This window comes from Streptomyces aurantiacus (assembly GCF_001418335.1).
Taxonomy (GTDB): Bacteria; Actinomycetota; Actinomycetes; order Streptomycetales; family Streptomycetaceae; genus Streptomyces; species Streptomyces aurantiacus.
Genome location: NZ_LIPP01000036.1, coordinates 75,130 through 94,090, shown reverse-complemented (window position 1 = coordinate 94,090; position 18,961 = coordinate 75,130). Strand labels below are relative to the sequence as shown.

Annotated in this window: 15 protein-coding genes; 6 read left to right on the top strand and 9 right to left on the bottom strand. The window is 69.3% G+C overall.

The features are described from left to right. Positions 1–175: 175 nt before the first annotated feature. Complete coding sequence (locus AOK01_RS05895; RefSeq protein ID WP_281181311.1) at positions 176–985, top strand: SAM-dependent methyltransferase; 810 nt, start codon at positions 176–178, stop codon at positions 983–985. Positions 986–1,006: 21 nt separating this feature from the next. Here the strand turns inward: AOK01_RS05895 and AOK01_RS44735 are convergent, their stop codons facing one another. Then, positions 1,007–1,306: an SDR family oxidoreductase gene (locus AOK01_RS44735; protein WP_055509134.1), complete on the bottom strand. Its 300-nt coding sequence runs from the start codon at positions 1,304–1,306 to the stop codon at positions 1,007–1,009. A gap of 103 nt (positions 1,307–1,409) precedes the next feature. Here AOK01_RS44735 and AOK01_RS44730 point away from each other — a divergent pair, with 103 nt between their 5' ends. From AOK01_RS44730 to AOK01_RS05880, 3 genes are all read left to right on the top strand, one after another. After that, positions 1,410–1,547, top strand: coding sequence for a hypothetical protein (locus AOK01_RS44730; RefSeq protein ID WP_245702120.1), 138 nt, complete (start codon positions 1,410–1,412; stop codon positions 1,545–1,547). A 210-nt stretch (positions 1,548–1,757) separates the two neighbouring features. Continuing rightward, a complete protein-coding gene (locus AOK01_RS05885; RefSeq protein WP_245702119.1) occupies positions 1,758–2,087 on the top strand; it encodes a hypothetical protein in 330 nt (109 codons plus the stop codon). 11 nt (positions 2,088–2,098) lie between these two features. Next, positions 2,099–4,756, top strand: coding sequence for a tetratricopeptide repeat protein (locus AOK01_RS05880; protein ID WP_055509130.1), 2,658 nt, complete (start codon positions 2,099–2,101; stop codon positions 4,754–4,756). A gap of 197 nt (positions 4,757–4,953) precedes the next feature. Here AOK01_RS05880 and AOK01_RS05875 read toward each other — a convergent pair whose 3' ends face one another. From AOK01_RS05875 to AOK01_RS05840, 8 genes are all read right to left on the bottom strand, one after another. After that, on the bottom strand, positions 4,954–6,090 hold the full coding sequence (locus tag AOK01_RS05875; RefSeq protein WP_055509128.1) for an SGNH/GDSL hydrolase family protein: 1,137 nt from the start codon (positions 6,088–6,090) through the stop codon (positions 4,954–4,956). A 54-nt stretch (positions 6,091–6,144) separates the two neighbouring features. Next, positions 6,145–8,682: a CBM35 domain-containing protein gene (locus AOK01_RS05870; protein ID WP_055509126.1), complete on the bottom strand. Its 2,538-nt coding sequence runs from the start codon at positions 8,680–8,682 to the stop codon at positions 6,145–6,147. 472 nt (positions 8,683–9,154) lie between these two features. Then, complete coding sequence (locus AOK01_RS05865; RefSeq protein WP_055509124.1) at positions 9,155–10,345, bottom strand: MFS transporter; 1,191 nt, start codon at positions 10,343–10,345, stop codon at positions 9,155–9,157. Further along, positions 10,330–10,869: a GNAT family N-acetyltransferase gene (locus AOK01_RS05860; protein ID WP_055509121.1), complete on the bottom strand. Its 540-nt coding sequence runs from the start codon at positions 10,867–10,869 to the stop codon at positions 10,330–10,332. Before AOK01_RS05860 ends, AOK01_RS05865 begins: the two co-directional genes overlap by 16 nt. A gap of 12 nt (positions 10,870–10,881) precedes the next feature. Next, positions 10,882–12,114, bottom strand: coding sequence for a type III PLP-dependent enzyme (locus tag AOK01_RS05855; RefSeq protein WP_055509119.1), 1,233 nt, complete (start codon positions 12,112–12,114; stop codon positions 10,882–10,884). A gap of 2 nt (positions 12,115–12,116) precedes the next feature. Then, positions 12,117–13,466 carry a DUF6271 family protein gene (locus tag AOK01_RS05850; RefSeq protein WP_245702117.1) on the bottom strand — a complete coding sequence of 450 codons (1,350 nt, stop codon included), beginning with the start codon at positions 13,464–13,466 and terminating at the stop codon, positions 12,117–12,119. Then, the gene (locus tag AOK01_RS05845) at positions 13,463–14,494 is read right to left on the bottom strand and encodes a phytanoyl-CoA dioxygenase family protein (protein WP_055509116.1); all 1,032 of its coding nucleotides are present in this window, start codon (positions 14,492–14,494) and stop codon (positions 13,463–13,465) included. The genes AOK01_RS05850 and AOK01_RS05845 overlap by 4 nt, the downstream gene beginning before the upstream one ends. Before the next feature lie 230 nt (positions 14,495–14,724). Further along, positions 14,725–16,215, bottom strand: a complete 1,491-nt coding sequence (locus AOK01_RS05840; protein ID WP_055509114.1) for a glycoside hydrolase family 3 protein — start codon at positions 16,213–16,215, stop codon at positions 14,725–14,727. 407 nt (positions 16,216–16,622) lie between these two features. On the opposite strand from AOK01_RS05840, the gene AOK01_RS05835 reads away from it, so the two are divergent. Together AOK01_RS05835 and AOK01_RS05830 are read left to right on the top strand one after the other, a co-directional pair. Next, positions 16,623–17,387, top strand: a complete 765-nt coding sequence (locus tag AOK01_RS05835; RefSeq protein ID WP_055509111.1) for a GntR family transcriptional regulator — start codon at positions 16,623–16,625, stop codon at positions 17,385–17,387. 259 nt (positions 17,388–17,646) lie between these two features. Next, positions 17,647–18,942 (top strand): AAA family ATPase, encoded by a 1,296-nt coding sequence (locus AOK01_RS05830; RefSeq protein WP_055509109.1) that lies wholly within the window; start codon positions 17,647–17,649, stop codon positions 18,940–18,942. The last annotated feature ends 19 nt before the right edge of the window (positions 18,943–18,961 follow it).

Here is an 18,961-nt window from a genome sequence, read left to right as displayed (position 1 = left end):
GCCGAGTACTCCTCGACGGCGCGAGGTCGTGGACCTCGCCGACGGTGGCCCTCCGCGCGGGCGGTCTGCGAAACACGGCCCCATACACATCGGGACATGAACTCCCTTAGAAACAGCGCCTGTTGACAGTAAGTTGGGCAAGAACTACCGGACGCACGACGAGAGGGCGTTCTCCGTGAAAGACGGCGACCCGGCACAGCACCTGACCGAGATCGATACGTCAATGCCGCATTCGGCACGGATATGGAACTACTGGGTTGGAGGCAAGGACAACTACGAGGTCGACCGCACAGCCGGGGACCAAGTGAGGGAGGTGTTCCCGGGCATCGTCGACGACGCCCGTCACACCCGCGCGTTTCTGGCACGTGCTGTCCGCTGCCTTGCGGGCGAGGAGGGCGTCCGCCAGTTCCTCGACATCGGCACGGGCCTGCCGACCGCCGACAACACTCACGAAATCGCCCAGCGGGTGGCACCGGAGTCGCGGATCGTCTACGTCGATAATGATCCCCTGGTGCTGCGGCACGCCCAGGCCCTGCTGACCAGCCACCCCGAGGGAGCCTGCGCCTACATCGACGCCGACGTACGAGACTCGGACCGGATCCTGACGGGCGCCGCCAGGACACTGGACTTCAGCCGTCCCATCGGACTCATGATGCTGGGGATTCTGGGCAACGTCCCTGACTACGACGAGGCGCTGGAGACACTGAAGCGCCTGCTCGACGCTCTGCCCTCCGGCAGCTTTCTCGTGGTCAACGACGGCACGACCACCAACGTGGAACGGAACGAGGCTGTCCGTCAGTACAACGAGAACAGCGGCGGCTCTCACCCCTACACCAACCGCAGCCCAGAACAGATCGGCGCCTACTTCAGCGGTCTGACCCTCGTCGAGCCCGGTGTGGTGCCCACCTCGCAATGGCGGCCCGAGCCGAACCCGTGGCACACCACCGACGTCGCGGTGCTCTGCGGCGTCGGCCGCAAAATCTGAACGCCAACGCGCTGGAAGCGGTCAGACAGCGGTGCGGCCGCCGTCGACGTTGAGGAGCGTGCCGGTGATGCAGCCGGCCTCGTCGGTGGCCAGGTAGACGATCGCGTCGGCGATCTGCTCGGGCTGGGCGACGTAGGCCGCCGCGGCGATCGAGGCCGCAGCGGCGATCGAGGAGTCACGGTGAGCCCCGTGAACCCTTCCGGACCGGGCCCCGTGAACCCTTCCGGATCCGGCGTCGACACCCACGAGATGGTGCTGATCCACCGCGTCATCCGCCGCGAGTTCGGCCGGCTCCCCCAACTGCTGCGCTCCGCGGCGCATGACCGTGCACGGTCCAAGGTCATCGGCGCACACACCCGGGATCCTCCCCATCGTCTCCACCACACTGACGCAAAGCGAATGGGACGCACTCGGCAAACACGGCATGAGCGCGATCCCGCTCACCCGACGGCTCGTCTTCCTCGGCCACATCACCGAGGAAACCGACGACGCCGAACGGCGGAAATTCCTACAGGTCGTACCGGCCCCGGCCCGGCTGGCGGGCGGGGCGGGAACTACGTGACGGATACCAGCACTTCGGAATGACCTCGCCCCTGCCGCCATCGTGGCGGCGGGGTGACCGATGCCTCGGCGCGGCTTCCGCAGGACGGCCATTGTCCGGCAACTCGCCTTCGAAAACAGGCGAATCGGACCTCCACATACCTCAGGTTCTCCGTATTCTGTAGAGAGACACCGACTTGGGACAACACGGGGGCGTGGGATGGATCCGAGTGTGGTCGCACAACTTGCGGGAGCAGCGATGGTCGCCGCCATGGGTGCGGACGCCTGGCAGCAGACCCGTGGTGCCGTCATCGCCCTGTGGCGCCGGGTACACCCGGAGCAGGCCGAGGCGGTGGAGGGAGAGTCGTCCGGCCTTCGTACGGTGCTCCGGGGCGCCGACGGGGAGCTCGCTGCGGCAGCGCTGACCCAGCTGTGGCAGATGCGGCTGCGGGCCCCGTCGCCCGCCGCACCACGTGTCGGTTCGGTACGGATGAGCGTCCGGGCGACGGATGGCGGCCGCGTCCACCAGTCAGCCGGTGACCTGCACGTCACCGAAAACTGACGGGGCTGCCGTTGCCGTCGCCCGACCGCAGGAACCTGCCGCATCAGGTCCGCCAGTCCGCCTCCGCGTCCACGGGTGCCCGGGTTGTTCAGGCCGGCGGTGACCTGCAGTACACCGAGGTGCATCATCACCTGCCCGCGAACGACGCGGTCGTCGTCGTGGAGCGGGTCCTTCCCAGGGCCGAAGCGGTCGCCGAGGTCTTCGTCGGGCGGGAGGGCGAAGTGGGCTCCGTCCTGGGCATTTTGGACCCCGCGCATGAGGCGTCCGGCATGGTGGTCGTGTCAGCGGTGGCAGGTCTGGCCGGCATCGGGAAGACGGCCCTCGTCCGGGTGTGCGCCATGGAGGCGGTCTCACGCGGCTGGTTTCCCGGGGGCGCCCTCTTCGTGGATCTCAATGGCTACGCACCCCAGCCCGACCAGCGCATCCTGCCCCGCCAGGCGTACGGTCCTCTGCTCCACACCCTGGGGCGGGACGGCACGGTCCATACCGCGCCGGCGCAGCAGCACGCACTGGAGTACCACCGGCTCCTGGAAGACCTCGCCGCGCGGGAACGTGCGGTCCTCCTCGTCCTGGACAACGCTTCCACGACCGACCAGATCGCCGATCTGCTGCCGCGGTCCCGAAGACACCGTGTCGTGGTCACCTCGCGACACACCCTGACCGTACGCGGCTCACGCACCCTGGACCTCGGGACACTCGCACGCGCTGACGCGGTAGCTCTCATCCGGCGCCAGTTCGAACAGCTCTCCGCATGGGACGGCCGTGTCCGTGACGACGAGGCCGGCACCCTGCGGCTGTGCGAGCTGTGTGAAAACCTGCCGTTGGCCCTGCACATCGTGACCGCTCTCCTGGCCCGCTCCCCCTCTCTGACACCGGATGAACTGGCCGACGATCTCGCTCACGCCCGCAGCAGGCTCGACCTGCTCGACGACGGGGAGCGTGCCGTACGCGCTGCCTTCGAGCTTTCGTACCAGCGCCTGAGTCCGGAACAGGCACGTCTCTTCCGCATCCTGCCGGTCAACCCCGGCCCGCACTTCGGCATTGCGACCGCCGCGCAGCTCCTGGGCAAAGATCCCCGATCCTCCCGTCCCCTTCTGCACGAGTTGTCCCGCGCCCACATGATCGAGCACGTCGGCGCGGGTGCTTGGCGTCAGCACGACCTCATCCGTGATTACGCCATCGAGCTCTCGACGGCGTGCCTCGACGACCAAAAGGCGCCTGCTGCCCGCCTGTTGGACCACTACTCGATAAAGGCAGCAGGAACCGGGGAAGTTCTGCGCACCGCACGCCGCGACGCGCCCGCGGACTCCGAGGCCGTGCAGAGCGCCCTGGCGTGGTTCGACCAGGAGCAGCCCAATCTCCAGGCCGCCGTCGCGATGGGAGTGACATTCGACGATGCCGACGCGGCGCTGCGGATACTCGAAGCCTTCGTCCGACTGCACCGCTTCAGAGGCCAGACGGCGGAACTCGTCGACACGTCCCAGAAAATCGCCGCCTTGACGACACCCGGCGACGAGAGGGACCACACCGTCTGGGCCCTGGCCGGTCTGAGCTGGACCCTGGGTGCTTACAGCAACGGAGGTGCCGAGGCCGAGCGCCTGCTGGACTTCGACCGGGAGCAGTTCCTCTCGTCCTTGGCCGACGATCCGCGCGCGGCACGCACACAGCTCAACACCCTGTTCGACACAGCGCGCAAGAGCTGCTCCAGGTTGCGCGACGAGGGCCGACACGCTGCGGTGCCCTTGTTCCACCAGATCTACCACCTGGCGTCGATGACAGGCCTGGACACCAGGCTGGAGTCCGAGGCCCTGACAGCCGCATCGCGTCTTGCGCACCGTCTCGGAGACGACCGGCTGCAGGTCGTCTGCCATGTGCTCGAAGCCAGAAGAAAGATCGCACCGCGATCCATCGGTGCTTGCCTCACAGCACTCGAAGAGGCTCTGGAGCTGCTCACTCGGTCCGCCGACACTCATGCGCCGCCGTGGCAGGACGCCTGCAGACAACTCACCGCCACCGCCCTCGGCGTCGCGGACGCCCTGCTCACTCCGCGAAAGGGATTCCGCTACGACAGTGGGCACGCAGAGCGGGCCTTTCACATCTGCCGCACGACCTGGCGGTACATGGATGCCCCCGGCAGCGAGGCGACGGCTCTGCGACGCTTTGCAGCACTGCGCCACCATGCCGGCTTCCCTGCCGAGGCGATCAGCCATTACCTCGATGCCGTGCGGATATACGAGGGCCTGAACCGGCAGAAGGACGTCGGGGGCGCGCTCCTCGACCTGTCTGCCGTGCACACCGCCGCCGGGCATCCGGAGAATGCGGTGCGGACGGCCGAGCGGGCCGCTGCGGTGTTCGAAGCGGAGCAGGATCTGCCGTCAACCCGTCAGGCACTGGACGTACTGGCACTTGCCCTCCTCGCCCTGGGGCGCTCGGACGAGGCGATAGCCGCTTCCACCAGGTCGGAACAGATGGCCGTCACGACAGGCGACCTCGGCGACCGGACCTCCGCCGCGGCCGCCCTCGCCCAGGTTCTTCAGCGGTCCGGACGCGGCAAGGAAGCCAGGCGAACCGCGCGCCGCGCACTCAAACTCGCGAAGGCCGCCGACGAGCCCGAACTCTATTACTCCTTGCACAACTGGCTGGCGGACAACGGGCTGCTGCCGGACTGACCGCAGTTGAGCGATGAGACATCGCTGATCGCCAAGTGCCGAGCGGGCGGGGCGTTTTCGTCGGTTGGGCGTGGGCATGACGGAGTCCAGGCGCGGTGGTCATGTCTCCAGGGCCAGGTCGCCGATATCCGCAGCAGCGGGACGCGCATCCGGGACCACAGGTGTGGATGAGGGCTGGTGTGTCCGCTGTGGTGGGGTCACACCGGTCGCAGTGTCGTCCACTTCTGCGCGTCGGTGCCGTTGCAGTTCCACAGCTGCAGTTGGGTGTTGTCCGTCGTGGACGAGTTGGGGACGTCCAGGCAGCGGCCGGACTGCGGGTTGCGGTAGCCGCCGTTGTACGGTTCCCAGACCTGGGCCCCGGTGCCGTTGCAGTCGTAGAGCTGTATCAGGGTGCCGTCGGCCGTGCCGCCGTTCGCGGCGTCCATGCACTTGCCGTAGATGCGCAGGGTGCCGTCGGTGCGCAGGGTCCACCACTGGGCGTTGGTGCCGTTGCAGCCGCGCGACTGGACGGCTGTGCCGTTGGCGGTCCCGGCGTGGTCGTCGTTCAGGCACTTGCCCGCGATACCGGAGCGCACCACGCCGCTGGGGCCCGGCGCCTCGATCCAGCCCGCCTCGTCGGCGGCCCGGATCCCGGCGTTGAAGGCGTCCGCCATCTTCTGGTGGCCGCTGTCGTTGGGGTGCAGCGAATCCGCGAGGTCAGCGGTGGTCAGCGTCCCCATGTCGACGTACCCGACGTGCTTACCCTCCGCCTGCGCGGCCTCGACGATCGCGGGCACCTGCCGGTTGAACGCCGGCCGGAGGGGTTCCTCGACCGGGTGGGTCGACACGACCAGGGAGGCGAGCAGCACGGTGACGCCCGGCAGGTCGGCGGTGATCCGGTCGACCAGGGCGTGCAGCCGGTCCGGGGCGGTCGCCACCTGGTAGTTCTGGTTCAGGTCGTTGGTGCCGATCATCAGGGTCACCACGTTGGGCCGGTAGGTGCTCAGGACCGAGTCGGCGATGCCGGAGATCTGGTCGATGCGCCAGCCGCTGTGGCCCTCGTTGTCGGGGTCCGCTATGCTGCCGTTCTGCAGGCTGCCGACGAAGTCCACGGTGTACCCGGCGGCGGTGAGTTCGTTGCGCAGCGGGAGCCGGTAGCCGGTGCCGTTGCTGCTGCCCGCGCCCCAGGTGATCGAGTCGCCCATCGGCATCACCCGGAGGTCGGTGGACGCGGTGGCCGAGGCGGGGCCGGTCGCCGGGGTCGAGGCGGGGGCCGCGGCTGCCACGGCCGGCGTGCCGATCACCCCGAGGATTGCCGCGGTCGCCGCAGCGGCGACCGCGAAAAGTCTTCTCATGTCAGTACTCACCTTCTCGATCGGCTTCTTGGTCTGTTTCTTGTCTGTCGGGATTCAGGGGGCGACGGCGATGACCGCCTCGTTGTCGGTGCCCGTCACGGAGACGGTGAAGAGCTTGGTCGAGGTGTCGTAGGCGACGGCTCCGGCACTGCCCGTGGTGGCGGTGACGGTCGGCCTGCGCGGTGCGTAGCCGTGCAGGGTCACCGGTCCCTCGCCCGCCGCGAAGGCGAGGGTGGCGTTCACGTTCCCGTCGTCGTCGAGGTGCACGACGCGCTTGTCGCCGTGCGAGACGAACTTCCCCGCGTCGCCGAGGAAGGCGATGCCGGAGGGTCCCACCGATGCGACGACCCAGTACGTACCGCTGGTGACGGTGGTGCTCACGCTGCCGCCCGAGGCGACCAGGGCGCCGGTGCCGGCGTAGTAGTCGTAGACGTACGCCGGTCCGCCCACGCCCAGCGAGGCCAGGCTGAACGAGACGCTCTGGGACAGGCCGGTCGGCACGGTGCCCTGAGTGACGCCGAGCCAGTCGATGTTGCCGCCGCTCGACCCGGTGGCGATCACGCGTACGGTGTTCGCGCCCGCGGCCAGGGTGGCGGTGAGCCCCACGACGCTCCACGACGACCACCAGCCGGTCGAGGGGAACGACAGGGTGCGCGCGGCGGCGCCGTTCACCTGCACCGCGAGCGGGCGGTCGGTGAAGGCGGCGTTCGCGTAGCGGAACTGGAGGGTGTACGTGCCCGCGGCGGGCGCCTGCACCGTCCACTCCACGTAGTCGCCGTCGGCGTGCTGATAGTCGGCGTAGCCGCTGCCGGTGTAGCCGGACTCCTCCGAGCGGACGGACACCCCCGAGAGGGTCGCGTCCTCCGCCTGGTAGATCCGCTGCGGTGCCCGGAACTGCCGGGCGTACGCGAAGACGTAACGGTACGTCAGCCCTGTCGCGTGCACGACGTGGGTGGCGGCGACCATGGCCGGCAGGTTGCCGGCCGCCTGGCCGATGTAGGTCGCGTCGGTGGGGACGATCGGCACGTCGGGTTTGACCAGGACCCCGTCGGGGCGTGCCACCTTCGACAGGTTGGCGGCGTTCACCTTGCCCAGCGCGTCCCCGACGCCGACCGGCCCGGCCGACAGGTTCGCAAGGAGCAGGTTGTCCCTCTCGCCGCTCAGGAACACGTCGGCCCAGGGCCACACCCCGAGCGAGCCCGCGAACTGCGAGTCGTAGAGGAAGTCGTCCCACTTCGGGCGGTCGAAGCGGTCGTCGCTCACCCGTATGGTCGTCAGGTGGGGGTAGCACGTGCTCTGGAGGTAGTCGCGCGGCAGTGCCATGCAGTACTGGAGATCGATGCCCTCGGCCGCGGAGAACCAGGCCATGTTGTCGAAGAACGCGTCGGCGTCGGTGAGGTTGGTGTCGGCGGGCTTGGCCTTCGTGCAGAGCCAGTCCTGCTCGAAGACGGTGACTCCGCCGTCGCGCAGGTACTTCATGACGCTCTGCCAGAACTCCGGGTCGATGACAACGTTGTTCGAGAACGCGTAGTCGTCGTGGTACGGGCTCAAAGCGTCCATCCACCGGGCGTGGGTGACCAGCGGCATGCCCAACTTCTTCTGGAACGCGGCCAGTCCGTCCGGGAACAGCTCCTTGTCCGCCTCGTACAGGGAGGTGCCGTCCGGCAGGGCGTTCCACTTGCTGTCGGGGCCCTTGGGATACCACCAGCTGTCGAGCTGCATGTACCCCATGGGGATCTTCTGGGCCGCCCACTCGTCACGGACGGCCAGCAGTGTGCCCGCGTAGCCCTTCGACTCGTCGAACTTGTAGTAGTAGTCCGCGCCGTTGTCGGTCCAGTAGCCCAGCTTGTTGAGGATCACACCCCGGTCGTTGGGCGGTGGGGTCTTGCCCGCCAGCCGCGTCAGCGCGGTGCCCCACGCGCGGTGGGCGGCGCCGATCCCTGCCTTGACCGACAGGATCGTCCGCCGGGTGTAGCCGGCCGGCAGGGTGGCGATCGAACCGAGCACGCCGACCGCTATCGAGCCGTCCGCGGCCTGGGTGGTCCGCGTGTCCTGGAAGTGGCTCGCCGCCGAGAGCAGGAAGGTGTTGCCCTCGTCGTCGAAGTACGCCCACGGGCTGTCGGCCGCACTCGCGAAGGTGTTGAACTGGACCCTCCCGAAGCACTCCCTGTGGCTCAACCGGTGGCCGAGCTCGGGATATTGGGTGAGGGTCGGGAAGGGCTTGGAGTTGGCGGCTGCCCTGACGCAGGTGTCGGTGAAGACGACGGCCGACGCGCTGTCGTAGACGCGGATACCGCCCCGTCGCGCACCCTCCTGGAACGTGAACGTGGTCTCGGTGTACGCGCCCACCGCGTCCGAACCCGAACGGGTGGCGATGCCGGTCGCGGCCGAGCCGACCGAACCACCGAAGGTCCAGCCCAGGACGGTCGCGGTCACCTGCCAGGTACCCGACGCGTTCACGACTGCTCGCAGAGCCGTCGGCAGGGACGCCCCCGCGGTCGCCCGGCCCGCCATGCCTGCCAACGGCAGGGTCAGGGCGGCGGATCCGACACCGGCGGCTCTGATGAAATCACGACGATTGAACCCGGTCATGACGTGCTCCTCGTCTCGTGGCAGGGCAGCGGAATGCGCGCGGCGGAGGCAGAGCGACGTGCTTCGTCAAAGTGCGCTGAAGTGCAGTGACATGCAGTGACATGAGTGCAGTGCGCTGAAGTGCCGTGAAAGCGGTAACGCCGGTGCGGCAATGCGCCCATTGGGTACGGGGAGATGCCGTTCGCCCAACGAGGGGGACGATGTTCAGTGTGCTGGCGTCTGTCTTTTGAGGTCAACACTCAAGACGAAGGAACTCCACACATCGGTTCATCTACATGAATTCAGCCGATCGAGAAGGCTTCGCATCGCGCCGCCGTTGACGCCATACCCCGTCGCGTTTTTACGTCAGAGATCTTGATTCACGTATATGACCTCGCTGCGGCCGCGACCGTACGCACCTTCATTCGTGCGGTTCAGCGTCGAGGTCGCCGACGACAGGGTGGTGGAGGAACGTCGTAGCGGCTCGGCGCAGTTATGAACTCACGGCCCCCTTTGCCGTGTTCCAGCGTATCCGTGTGGTGCAGAGCGATACGAGGAGCGCCGACGCGGCGACGACGGCCATGCCCCAAGTGAGGCTGCTGGCTCCGGCTACGAATCCGATGACGGCCGGGCCTGCCAGGAGGCCGATGGTTCCCATGGTCGCGACCAGGGCCAGTGCGTCCGAGCCCTGGGCTGCCGCGGCAACGTAGAGACAGGGTGTCACGGCCGCGATGCCCAGACCCACGCAGGCGAATCCGATGAGTGAGGGCACCACGCCGCCCGCCAGCAGCGCCAGGGCCAGTCCGGTGCCGGCCACCGCGCTGCCGACGCGGACGACACGGGCGTCGCCCCAGCGGCTGCGCCAGCCGTCGCCGAGGAAGCGCGCCAGGACCATCATGACCGAGACGACGGCGATGCCCAGTGGCGCGAGCCGGTCCGGTGCGTCGGCGACATCCTTCATGTAGAGCGCCGACCAGTCGTTCATGGCACCTTCGGTGACCGTGCCGAACACCATGGCGCAGCCCAGCCACAGCGTCACCTGCGCGGGCAACGTCAGCCCGCGGCGACGGCCCTTGGCCTTCTCCTCGGCTGCGGCGGGCTGTTCCTGCCCCTTGGGCCGGTCCGCCAGCAACCGCGGTCCCGCGTAGGCGAGCAGCAGCACGAGGAGGACAGCCGCGGCCGCGAAGTGCGCCGCCATGGACGAGGTGACCGTGTTCATGCCCGATGCCAGGAGCGCCGCGGCGAAGGATCCACCGCTGAACGTCGCGTGCAGCTGGGTCATGGCGGTGCGCTGGTAGGCCGATTCCAAGGCGGCACCCTGCGCGTTCATGGCCACGTTCAGGCAGCCGACCGCCACGCCGTCGGCACAGATGACCAGCAGGGCCACGGGATAGTTCGGCGCGGCGGACAACCCGAGGAGAATGACCACCAGGCACAGCGCGGACACCAGGGACAGGGATCTGGAGCCCAGGCGCTTCATCAGGTACGCGACGAGGGGGAAGGAAGCCGCCGCTCCCGCCCCGCAGGCCATCAGGAGCAGCCCCACCTCCGTCTCGCTCAGGCCCAGCCGGGACTTGAGGGCGGGCAGCCGGGAGGCCCAGGTGGCGTACTGGAACCCGAGGAAGCAGAACAGGGCCGCGATGGCCAACTGCGCCCGCCGGAAATCGTCTAGGGCACGGGGCATGGGAAACGGTCTGCTTTCGTCGCACCACTGATACGGACACCGGTCAGGGCCCGGGACATGTAGACGGCGTTGTCGCCGTAGTCGGGCGGGACCGCGACCCCCTGGTGAGCCAGGAACCCGCGGGACGCCCAGAAGGTCGCCTTTCCCTCGACGGCGACCAGGGAGATGTGGTCGTACCCCGCCGTCCCGGCCGTCCGCGTGAGGTGGTTCAGCAGTCCGCTCCCCCGCCCCCTGCCGCGCTGGTCCCGCGCGACGACCATGTCGTGCAGGTGCAGGTTCCGCGAGGGGACGGCGGGCCGCTCCGCGCGGGCCAGGTCCGGGTACTGGAACATCGGGTAGGGCAGGGCGAGTACGTAGCCCGCGACGCGGCCGTCGAGGTCCAGGACGAAGCAGGTGGCCGGTGCGGCCCGCCCCCGGGATTCCAGCACCGCGCGTCCCTCGGCGAGGGAACTGCCCGCGTAGGCATCGGCCTCCAGCGCGGCCACGTTGGGCCAGTCACTGTCCCGTATGGGGCGAGGACACATGTCTCGGCTCACCTAGTTCCCCCTTGTCGTCTCTGTTCCGGCGAGTGTCGTGTCTGTTCCCGCCAGGGAGGAGGTGTCTCGGACGCACGTGTAGGGCAGCGGCGGGAAGCCGTTGAACCCCTGCGTCATATAGCTGGTGGCGTAGGCGCCCGCGGCGAGGATCCACACCGGCTCGCCGGAGGTGACGGCTTCCGGCACCGGCACGGGATGATGTCCGGAGCCGTACGCGTCGTCGCTGTCGCACGTCGGGCCCGCGACGACCGCGCTCACCTGCGGTCCGTCGACGTGCCTGGGAAAGACGAGCCGGTAGCTCAACTGGTCCATTTCATAGAGCCCGTTGAACTTGCCGCTGCTCAGATACAGCCAGTGGACACGTTCGCCGTCGGACTTCTGGCGCGAGGTGAGCCGGTACACGTGCGCGCGGATGGCGCCGTGGTCGGCCACCAGATGCCGGCCCGGTTCCATGACGAAGTCCAGCGGTGCGCCGTTGACGGCCCGCAACTGCTCCATTCCGTCGCGGATCACGGCGAACATCTTGTCCAACGGGGGGTCGAGCCGTGTGCCGTGCCGGTCGAGGTATCCCAGCGCGGGCAGGCCGCCGCCGAGGTTGATATGATCCACGGCGATGCCCTGCTCGTGGAGCGCCACGAGTGTGTCGGCGAGCAGGTCGAAGGCCTGTCGCCAGGCCTCGCAGGTCATCTGCTGCGAGCCGACGTGGACCGAAAGACCTGCCGGTGTCAGACCGGCCGCTCGCGCCGCGTCCAGCACCCGCACCGCGTCGTCCCGCGAGCAGCCGAACTTCCGGCTCAGACCCCACAGGGCGCCGTCCCCGCTGGTGGCGAGGCGGCAGAACACCCGGGACCCGGGGGCGTGAGCGGCGATCGCCGCCACGTCCTGCACGCTGTCGGTGGCGAAGGTGCGCACGCCGAGCCGGTGGGCCTCGGCGATGTTCGCGTCGGACTTGACGGTGTTCCCGTAGTGGATCCGTGCCACGGGCACCCCGGTGCGCAGCGCCTGTTCGATCTCGGTGGGGCTCGCCGCGTCGAAGCCTGCGCCGCGGTCCGCGAGGCACGTGAGGACCTCGTCGACGGGACAGGCCTTCATCGCGAACCGCACATCGACGTCCGGCAGTTCGCTCAGAAGCCGCTCGTACTGGCCCTCGATCCCCGTGAGGTCGAAGACGATACGGTCCGACGAGGCGGCGGTCAGTGCGGCGGACAGCCGCGCGTCAGCGTCGACGTACATGCTCACTCGGCCGCGCTCCCGATCCCGTGGTCCCTGGCCGCGCGCATCAGCGGACCCCAGGCCTCGGTCAGCAGGGCGAAGTCCTCCATGTCCCTCGCGGCCTCGTCCAGCAACTGGTCGCGGCGAGCCGTCAACCGGTCGGCGAACTCCTCGTATCTGCCGCCGAGTTTCCGGTAGGAGATGCCTACGCTTTCCAGCCGCCACAGATTCTCGGTCCGGTCCAGGCCCGTGCTCGCACGGAGCAGGTCGACCACTGTCTCCGGACGGATCTTCTGCTGGTCGTCGAGGAGCGCGGGGCCCGCCGCGGCCATCCCGTCGTAGACGAAGTTGAAGTAGAGCATCGACAGCAGGAACTTCACGAACCGTGTCTGGTACGCCATGAACCCGGCGTCGGTGCGCCGTTCCGGGGTGTAGAAGTTCTCGATGTCGCGGTTGTGCAGCACACCCGGGAGGGCGGCGTCGTGGACGAGGTGGATGAGGAAGTAGTCGCTGCCGATGGTGCTGGTCGCCGGGGGCAGTGGCACCCGCTCGTACACCTCGTGCCGGAAGCTGATGTTGCACATGTCCACCCGCATGGGATCGACCAGTGTCAGCACCGAGTGGTCCTGGGTGAAGCGATCGGTCCCGGCGCCCTTGAAGGACTCCTCCACGAGCTGCCGTTTCTGCTCCTCGGGCCAGTGGCCGGGCGCCCACAGACTCACGACGTCGTGGTAGATGGTCTCGTCCAGCCGCCTGATTTCGTCGATGTCCACGGAGAGTTCACCGATGAAGGAGGCGCCGACCATGGACACGGGGCGCTGGGCATGGGCGTGGGCGAGGTCGAGGGTCGTCGCGGAGACCTCGGCCGACGCTTCGGTGGCGGGTCTGCCCAGGGACGCAAGTTCGTGGTGGATCGGGAAGACCGGCTCGCCGTCCAGTGTCTGGTAGGCGCTGTCGGAGTCCCGTCGGTGCACGGACCGGCAGCCGAGGGCGCCGGCGATCAGGAAGGCACGGTTCGTGCAGGCTCCGTAGGAGACGGCGTCCGGCAGCAGGAGATCGAGGAACAGGGCGGGTGCGGCCAGGCCTGCGTGCCGGATCAGGCGCCGCAGGACGTCCCGCTGGCGCTGTTCGTCGAGGTGGTGCACGACCACGTCGGGGTTGACGGGCAGCGCGGCCGTGACGCGCGCGTGGTCGGACCGGGTGGCCTCGTCGGAGGAGTCGAGGATCAGCAGATGTACTTCGACACCGAAGTGGCGCGTCGCGTACGCCGCTTCGTCCGCGAGGGCGGATATGGCGGCCGAGCAGGCCCTGTTGGTGGGCAGTGCCAGGCAGATGCGGTCGACGCCGCCTGTTCGGGTCACTGTCGGGGTCACTGCTCGGTCTCTTGTCCGCTCCAGGGATCCAGTCCCAGAAGCCTTTTGCCCAGGCCGTTGAGTGTGGCGGGCCCGTACCTGAGCGATTCGTGCTGCGTCGCGTCGCCGAGCAGAGTTCCGTTCCAGCCGGGCGTGCTGAGCGTCCGCCAGGACTCGACGCGGGAACTGCGCAGTTCCTCGTGTTCGTTGAGGGCGGGCATCATCGACAGGTACTGGACCGCTCGCACACCGTTGTCGGAGTGGTTGGGCGCCACTCCGTGCGCCAGCAGCCCGTTGAAGATCAGCAGGTCGCCGGCCTGGAGGTCCGGGCGCACGACGGGGTACTGCGAGCGGTCGATCGAGGGCCGGATGGGGTCGCGGTCGGCCGGCTGCGTGACCTTCCACTCGTCGAAGCGCCGGAAGAGCTCGGGCGCGCACTGGAAGCCGCCGAGTTCGGGCTGGGTGTCGTTGAGGGCGATGATGCCCTGCACCCGCTGGGGCAGTATGCCGAGCGTGGTGTCGACGTCCCAGTGCAGTTCGATGTCGAAGCCCTCGTCGGTCGCCTCGATGAGGGAGCGCGAACGGTTGCCCCGGTTGGGCGGGTTGAGGTTGAGCCGGTCGAGCGTGACCCACAGCTCTTCGCAGTCCCATACGTCGACGAAGGCGTCGTAGACGCGCTCCGTCTGACGGCTGTCCCAGAGGTGCTGGTGGTGATACGCCTCGACGAAGCCGTACACGTGCAGGTCGCGGTCCAGGTCCGAGCGGAACTCCCGTTCCTGGTACCAGGTTTCGGGGCGGTCCGGGTCGAGTCCCTGGAACTCCCAGGCGAATTCGAGGAGGCTCTTCGCCGCACCGGGCGAGATGGCGTCGCGGACGACGACGTAGCCGTACGTCTGCCAGAACTCCAGGTCCTGGGGCGACAGCACACGCAGCGGTCGCGCCTTGGAGATGTCTCTGAGGGGCGTCGGCGTGAGGTACGTCTCGGCGTCCGCGCTGAAGTAGGGGCGCGCGGAGGCTGCTCGATGCAGATAGGGGGAGGGTTTCGGCATGCGATGACTCCAGGTGCGGTAGTTCAGGGGCCGAGTGGCCCGCTCTCGGCCGGTGCGGGAGCCGAACCGAGGCTTCTTCAAGCTGGCCTAGACCATTGGGCGGGGTCAACCCGCTCCCGCGGAAACTGCCGCCAAGTGCCGGTCAACTGCCGGTTACCGGCACTTACCTGATGCATGCCGTGACGAGCCCTTCGCCGTACGTCACCCCGCGGTGATCCGCATCGCGTACGTCAGCCGGTGACGATCCGCTCGGCCGCGGCCACGCCGCAGACGCGGGCGGCTCCGTACGTGGCGAGGTGGACGGCGCCCCTCGGCGGCGCCTGCGGCACGCCCATCTCGACGACGATCGTGTCCGGGCGCGCGGCCAGGAGCACGTCCAGGGCCGCTCGCATCCAGTCGTGCCGGTGCTCGTCACGGACCACCGCGACGATGCGACGGCCGCCCGCCGCCGCAAGGGCCGCCCCACCCGCGTCGGAGCCGGTGAAGGACCCGGACGTCGTGCCCGGCAGCAACCGCTCCAGTTCGAGGTCGACGCCCCACGGGGTCTCGTGGCCGACGGCGATGTTCGCGGCCGGATGGAACGTCGCGACGTACACGGGCTCCTCGACCGGTGACGCGGCCCCCGTGCGCCGCACGGTCAGCGCACGGCGTGCCGCCACGAGCCCGATCTCCGGGTCGGCCGTCACCTGCGCCGCGCCGCCCCGCCGTGCGTCGGCCGTCCACTGCGCCAGGCTCCGCACCCGGGTGGCGGCGTCGGCGAGCCGCTCCTCCGGGAGTTCGCCGGAGCGGACGGCGGCGACGAGCGAGTCCCGCAGGCTCAGCACCGTGCCCTCGTCGCACAGTCCGCCGCCCACGCAGATCGCGTCGGCACCCGCCGCTATCGCCAGCACGACTCCGTGTTCCAGACCGTACGCCTCCGAAATCGCGCGCATCTCCATGCCGTCCGTGACGATCAGCCCGTCGTAGCCGAGTTCGCCGCGCAGCAGGTCGGTGAGGATGGGGCGGGAGAGGGTCCCCGGGCGGTCCGGGTCCAGGGCGGGGACGAGGATGTGCGCGCTCATGATGGCGCGGGTCTCCGCCTCGATGGCCGCGCGGAACGGGACGAGTTCGCGTCCGTAGAGGGTGTCGGTGTCCACCTCGATGCGCGGCACCGCGTGGTGGGAGTCGACGTTGGTGTCGCCGTGGCCGGGAAAGTGCTTGGTGCAGGCAGCGACGCCGGTGGACTGCAGACCCTGGACGTAGGCGGCGGTGTGCCGGGCCACCAGGTCGGTGTCCGCGCCGAAGGAACGTACGCCGATGACCGGGTTGTCGGGGTTGGCGTTGACGTCCGCGGACGGCGCCCAGTCGAAGTCGATGCCGCATGCGCCGAGGCGGCGGCCCAGTTCGCGGGCGACACCGCGCGTCAGGGCCGGGTCGTCGACGGCGCCCAGGGCGTGGTTGCCGGGGAACGAGGAGCCCGTACGGACGTCCAGGCGGGTGACGTCGCCGCTCTCCTCGTCGATGGCGATCAGCAGATCGTCCCGTTCCGCCCGCAAACGGGTGGTCAGGTCGGCCAGTTGGTCGTGCGTGGCGACGTTGCGGCCGAACAGGGCGACGGATGCCAGCCCCTCGCTGACGCGACGGCGCACCCAGTCCGGTGCCGTGGTGCCGGCGAACCCCGGCAGAAGTACCGCGAGGGCGTCACGGGTGAGGGTGTCGTGGTGGGTGGCGAGCGTTGTCATCTGTGCGTCATCCCTTTCGATGCCGTCGGTCAGGCCGTTGGTGAGTCGGGCGGGCGGAGCGGCAGCGGATCGGGGCGGGCGCGCGAACAGCGGGTGGACGCCGTCACTCGCGCCGCGCCGAACGGCCTCCCACCTCGGAGGTGCCGCCGGGCGTGCGTCCATGACGGAGGTCGCCCACGGCGCCGCACCTGCCGTGACCGACCGCCCACTGGTGTAGACCTGCCTCCGGGAGCTTGGCCTAGACTTTTGGCAGCGTCAAGGTCGGCCGGGTAAAGCGGGGTTCAGGGTCGCGGAGCCACCCGCGACCCGCCCCAGGTCCGCGGCGACACGCCCTCGTTTGGACTAGACCAAAGGACGGGTGCGGGTCTATAAACGGGAAAACGGCGACTCCGCCGGGAAGGCAGGCCATGACCACGGACGTCAGCGGTGCCCGGAACGACACGCGGGCGACCGGACCCGGCGCACGAGTGCCGAAGTACTACCGCGTCAAGCAGCGAGTCCTGGAGATGACACAGTCGCGCACACCCGGTGCGCGCATGCCGGCCGAGCGATTACTCGCACTGGAGCTGAACACCTCGCGCACCACGGTCCGGCGCGCCTTGCAGGAACTCGTGGGCGAGGGCCGACTGGACCGCATGCAGGGCAAGGGCACGTTCGTCGCCCGGCCCAAGCTCTCTCGCACGCTGCAACTCATGTCCCACACCGAGGACATGCACGCTCAGGGCCTCGCGCCCGCTTCCCGGACCCTGGACATCCGCCACATCGAAGCCGACGACAAACTGGCCCAGCTGCTTGACATCGATGTCGGCGACAGAGTGCTGCGCATCGAACGGCTGCGGCTGGCCAGCGGTGAGCCCATGGCGATCGAGACCTCACACCTGTCCGCACGCCGTTTCCCCGCCCTGGCGGCGTCGTTGGCCACCCACCGTTCGCTGTACACCGCGCTCGCCGAGGTCTATGGCGTGCACCTCACCGAGGCGCAGGAGGTCATCGAGACGTCCCTGGCGACACCCCGCGACGCCACGCTCCTCGCCACGGAGGTCGGCCATCCGGTGTTGCTGCTCTGCCGTCACTCACAGGACGCGCACGGTGCGCCGGTGGAATGGGTCCGCTCCGTGTACCGCGGCTCCCGCTACAAGTTCGTGGTCAACCTCAAGCCCCCGCCGGACTGAACGCCCGAGCCGATCCGCGCCCGCGGACCGTCAGGTCGAAGACCGGCTCCTCGCCCCCGCATCCGCGCCCCCGCTCGCAGGACCCCACTCCCGCCGCACCGTGCCGGAGCTTCGCCCACGGCGGTCGCCTGAACACCGCCGCCCGGCGGCTTCGCGGCCGCACCGACCACTCGTCCCCTCTCCGGTCTCCGTCCGCCGGAGCGTTCACGGTCGTCACCGCCCACCCACACAGCTGTCGGAACAACGAGATGGACTTGTCGTGAGCGAAACCCTAACGTCGGACACGTCGGCGACGGCACTGGTCACCGCGCGTGAGGCAGCCTGTCTCACGCAGGAGGACCTCGCGCAGCGCTCCGGCCTCAGCGTGCGGGCCATCCGCAACCTGGAGACCGGCCACACCTCCCGCCCGCGCAGACAGTCACTGCTTCTGCTCGCCGAAGCACTCGGGCTGCCGCCCGCCGCGGCGGACCGGCTGCTGAGCAGACCGGGCGCCGGCCACCGGTCCGGCTCGCCGCGCCGTCTGCCGCCCGCGGAGCTCCCGGCCGCACCGCGCCACCGTCTCGTCGGCAGGGAGCCGCTCATCGCTTCCCTGCGGACGCTCGTCACGACGAGGGAACAGCGCGACCACGCACAGCCGGCGATCGTGGTCGGGCCGCCCGGCTCGGGCAAGACCTCGCTGGTCCTGCAGACCGCTCACGGCGTACGGGACCAGTTCCCGGACGGGCAGGTCTTCGTCGACCTGCATCCGGCTTCCTCGCCGCCTCTCGGGCCGGACACCCTCGTCCGCCGCATACTCCGTTCACTCGGTGGCGTGCCCGCCGCCGACAATCCCGAGGAGGCGGGCGCACAGCTGCGGGACGTACTCAGCACGAGACACGTCCTCGTGGTCCTGGACAACGCCGACAGCGAGGCCCAGATCCGGCCGCTGCTGGTGGAGGACGTCAGCAGCGCCGTGCTGGTGGCCGCACGGCGAGAACTGCCCGCACTGCCCGCGCAGTCGCTCCACCGGATCGGCGCCCTCAGCCAGTGGGACGCGCAGGCGGCTCTGGAGGAGTTGGTGGGCCCCGACCGCGTCCAGGCGGAACAGCAGGCCGCGCTCAGCATTTTACGGTCCTGCGCGCGGCTGCCCCTGGCCCTGCACATCGCCGGACTGTGGCTCGCGGCACGCCCGCACCGCTCACTGCGCGACATGGCCGGCCGCCTGCTGTTCGAGCAGGACCGCCTCCGGGCCCTGCGCGTCGGGGACCTGTCACTTCAGTCGAGCGTGGCGGCCCATCACCGGTCGCTGCCACTGCCCGTCCAGACCGCGCTCGCACAACTCGGCACGGCAAACGACGATTTCGGAGTGAACGACCTCGTGACCCGGGGGGTGGCACCGTCGAGGGACATGGCGATGGAGATCCTCGACGAACTGCTGTACCGGCAGGTGCTGCACATCAGCCAGATCGACGACGACGGGCAGATCCGTTACCGGTTGTACGACGCGGTACGCCTGTACGTGTCGCACTGCCTGACGGCGTCGCCGGCCGGGTGTGCCGCGGGCGGCCGGGTGTAGCTGACAGACCAGGTGCAGT

Excerpts from the sequence above, each read along its gene's own strand:
- AOK01_RS05865 (WP_055509124.1), bottom strand. The coding sequence starts at position 10,345 with ATGCCCCGTGCCCTAGACGATTTCCGGCGGGCGCAGTTGGCCATCGCG.
- AOK01_RS05855 (WP_055509119.1), bottom strand. The coding sequence starts at position 12,114 with ATGTACGTCGACGCTGACGCGCGGCTGTCCGCCGCACTGACCGCCGCC.
- AOK01_RS05840 (WP_055509114.1), bottom strand. The coding sequence starts at position 16,215 with ATGACAACGCTCGCCACCCACCACGACACCCTCACCCGTGACGCCCTC.
- AOK01_RS05845 (WP_055509116.1), bottom strand. The coding sequence starts at position 14,494 with ATGCCGAAACCCTCCCCCTATCTGCATCGAGCAGCCTCCGCGCGCCCC.
- AOK01_RS05835 (WP_055509111.1), top strand. The coding sequence starts at position 16,623 with ATGACCACGGACGTCAGCGGTGCCCGGAACGACACGCGGGCGACCGGA.
- AOK01_RS05860 (WP_055509121.1), bottom strand. The coding sequence starts at position 10,869 with ATGTGTCCTCGCCCCATACGGGACAGTGACTGGCCCAACGTGGCCGCG.
- AOK01_RS05870 (WP_055509126.1), bottom strand. The coding sequence starts at position 8,682 with ATGACCGGGTTCAATCGTCGTGATTTCATCAGAGCCGCCGGTGTCGGA.
- AOK01_RS44735 (WP_055509134.1), bottom strand. The coding sequence starts at position 1,306 with ATGCGCCGCGGAGCGCAGCAGTTGGGGGAGCCGGCCGAACTCGCGGCG.
- AOK01_RS05875 (WP_055509128.1), bottom strand. The coding sequence starts at position 6,090 with ATGAGAAGACTTTTCGCGGTCGCCGCTGCGGCGACCGCGGCAATCCTC.
- AOK01_RS44730 (WP_245702120.1), top strand. The coding sequence starts at position 1,410 with ATGAGCGCGATCCCGCTCACCCGACGGCTCGTCTTCCTCGGCCACATC.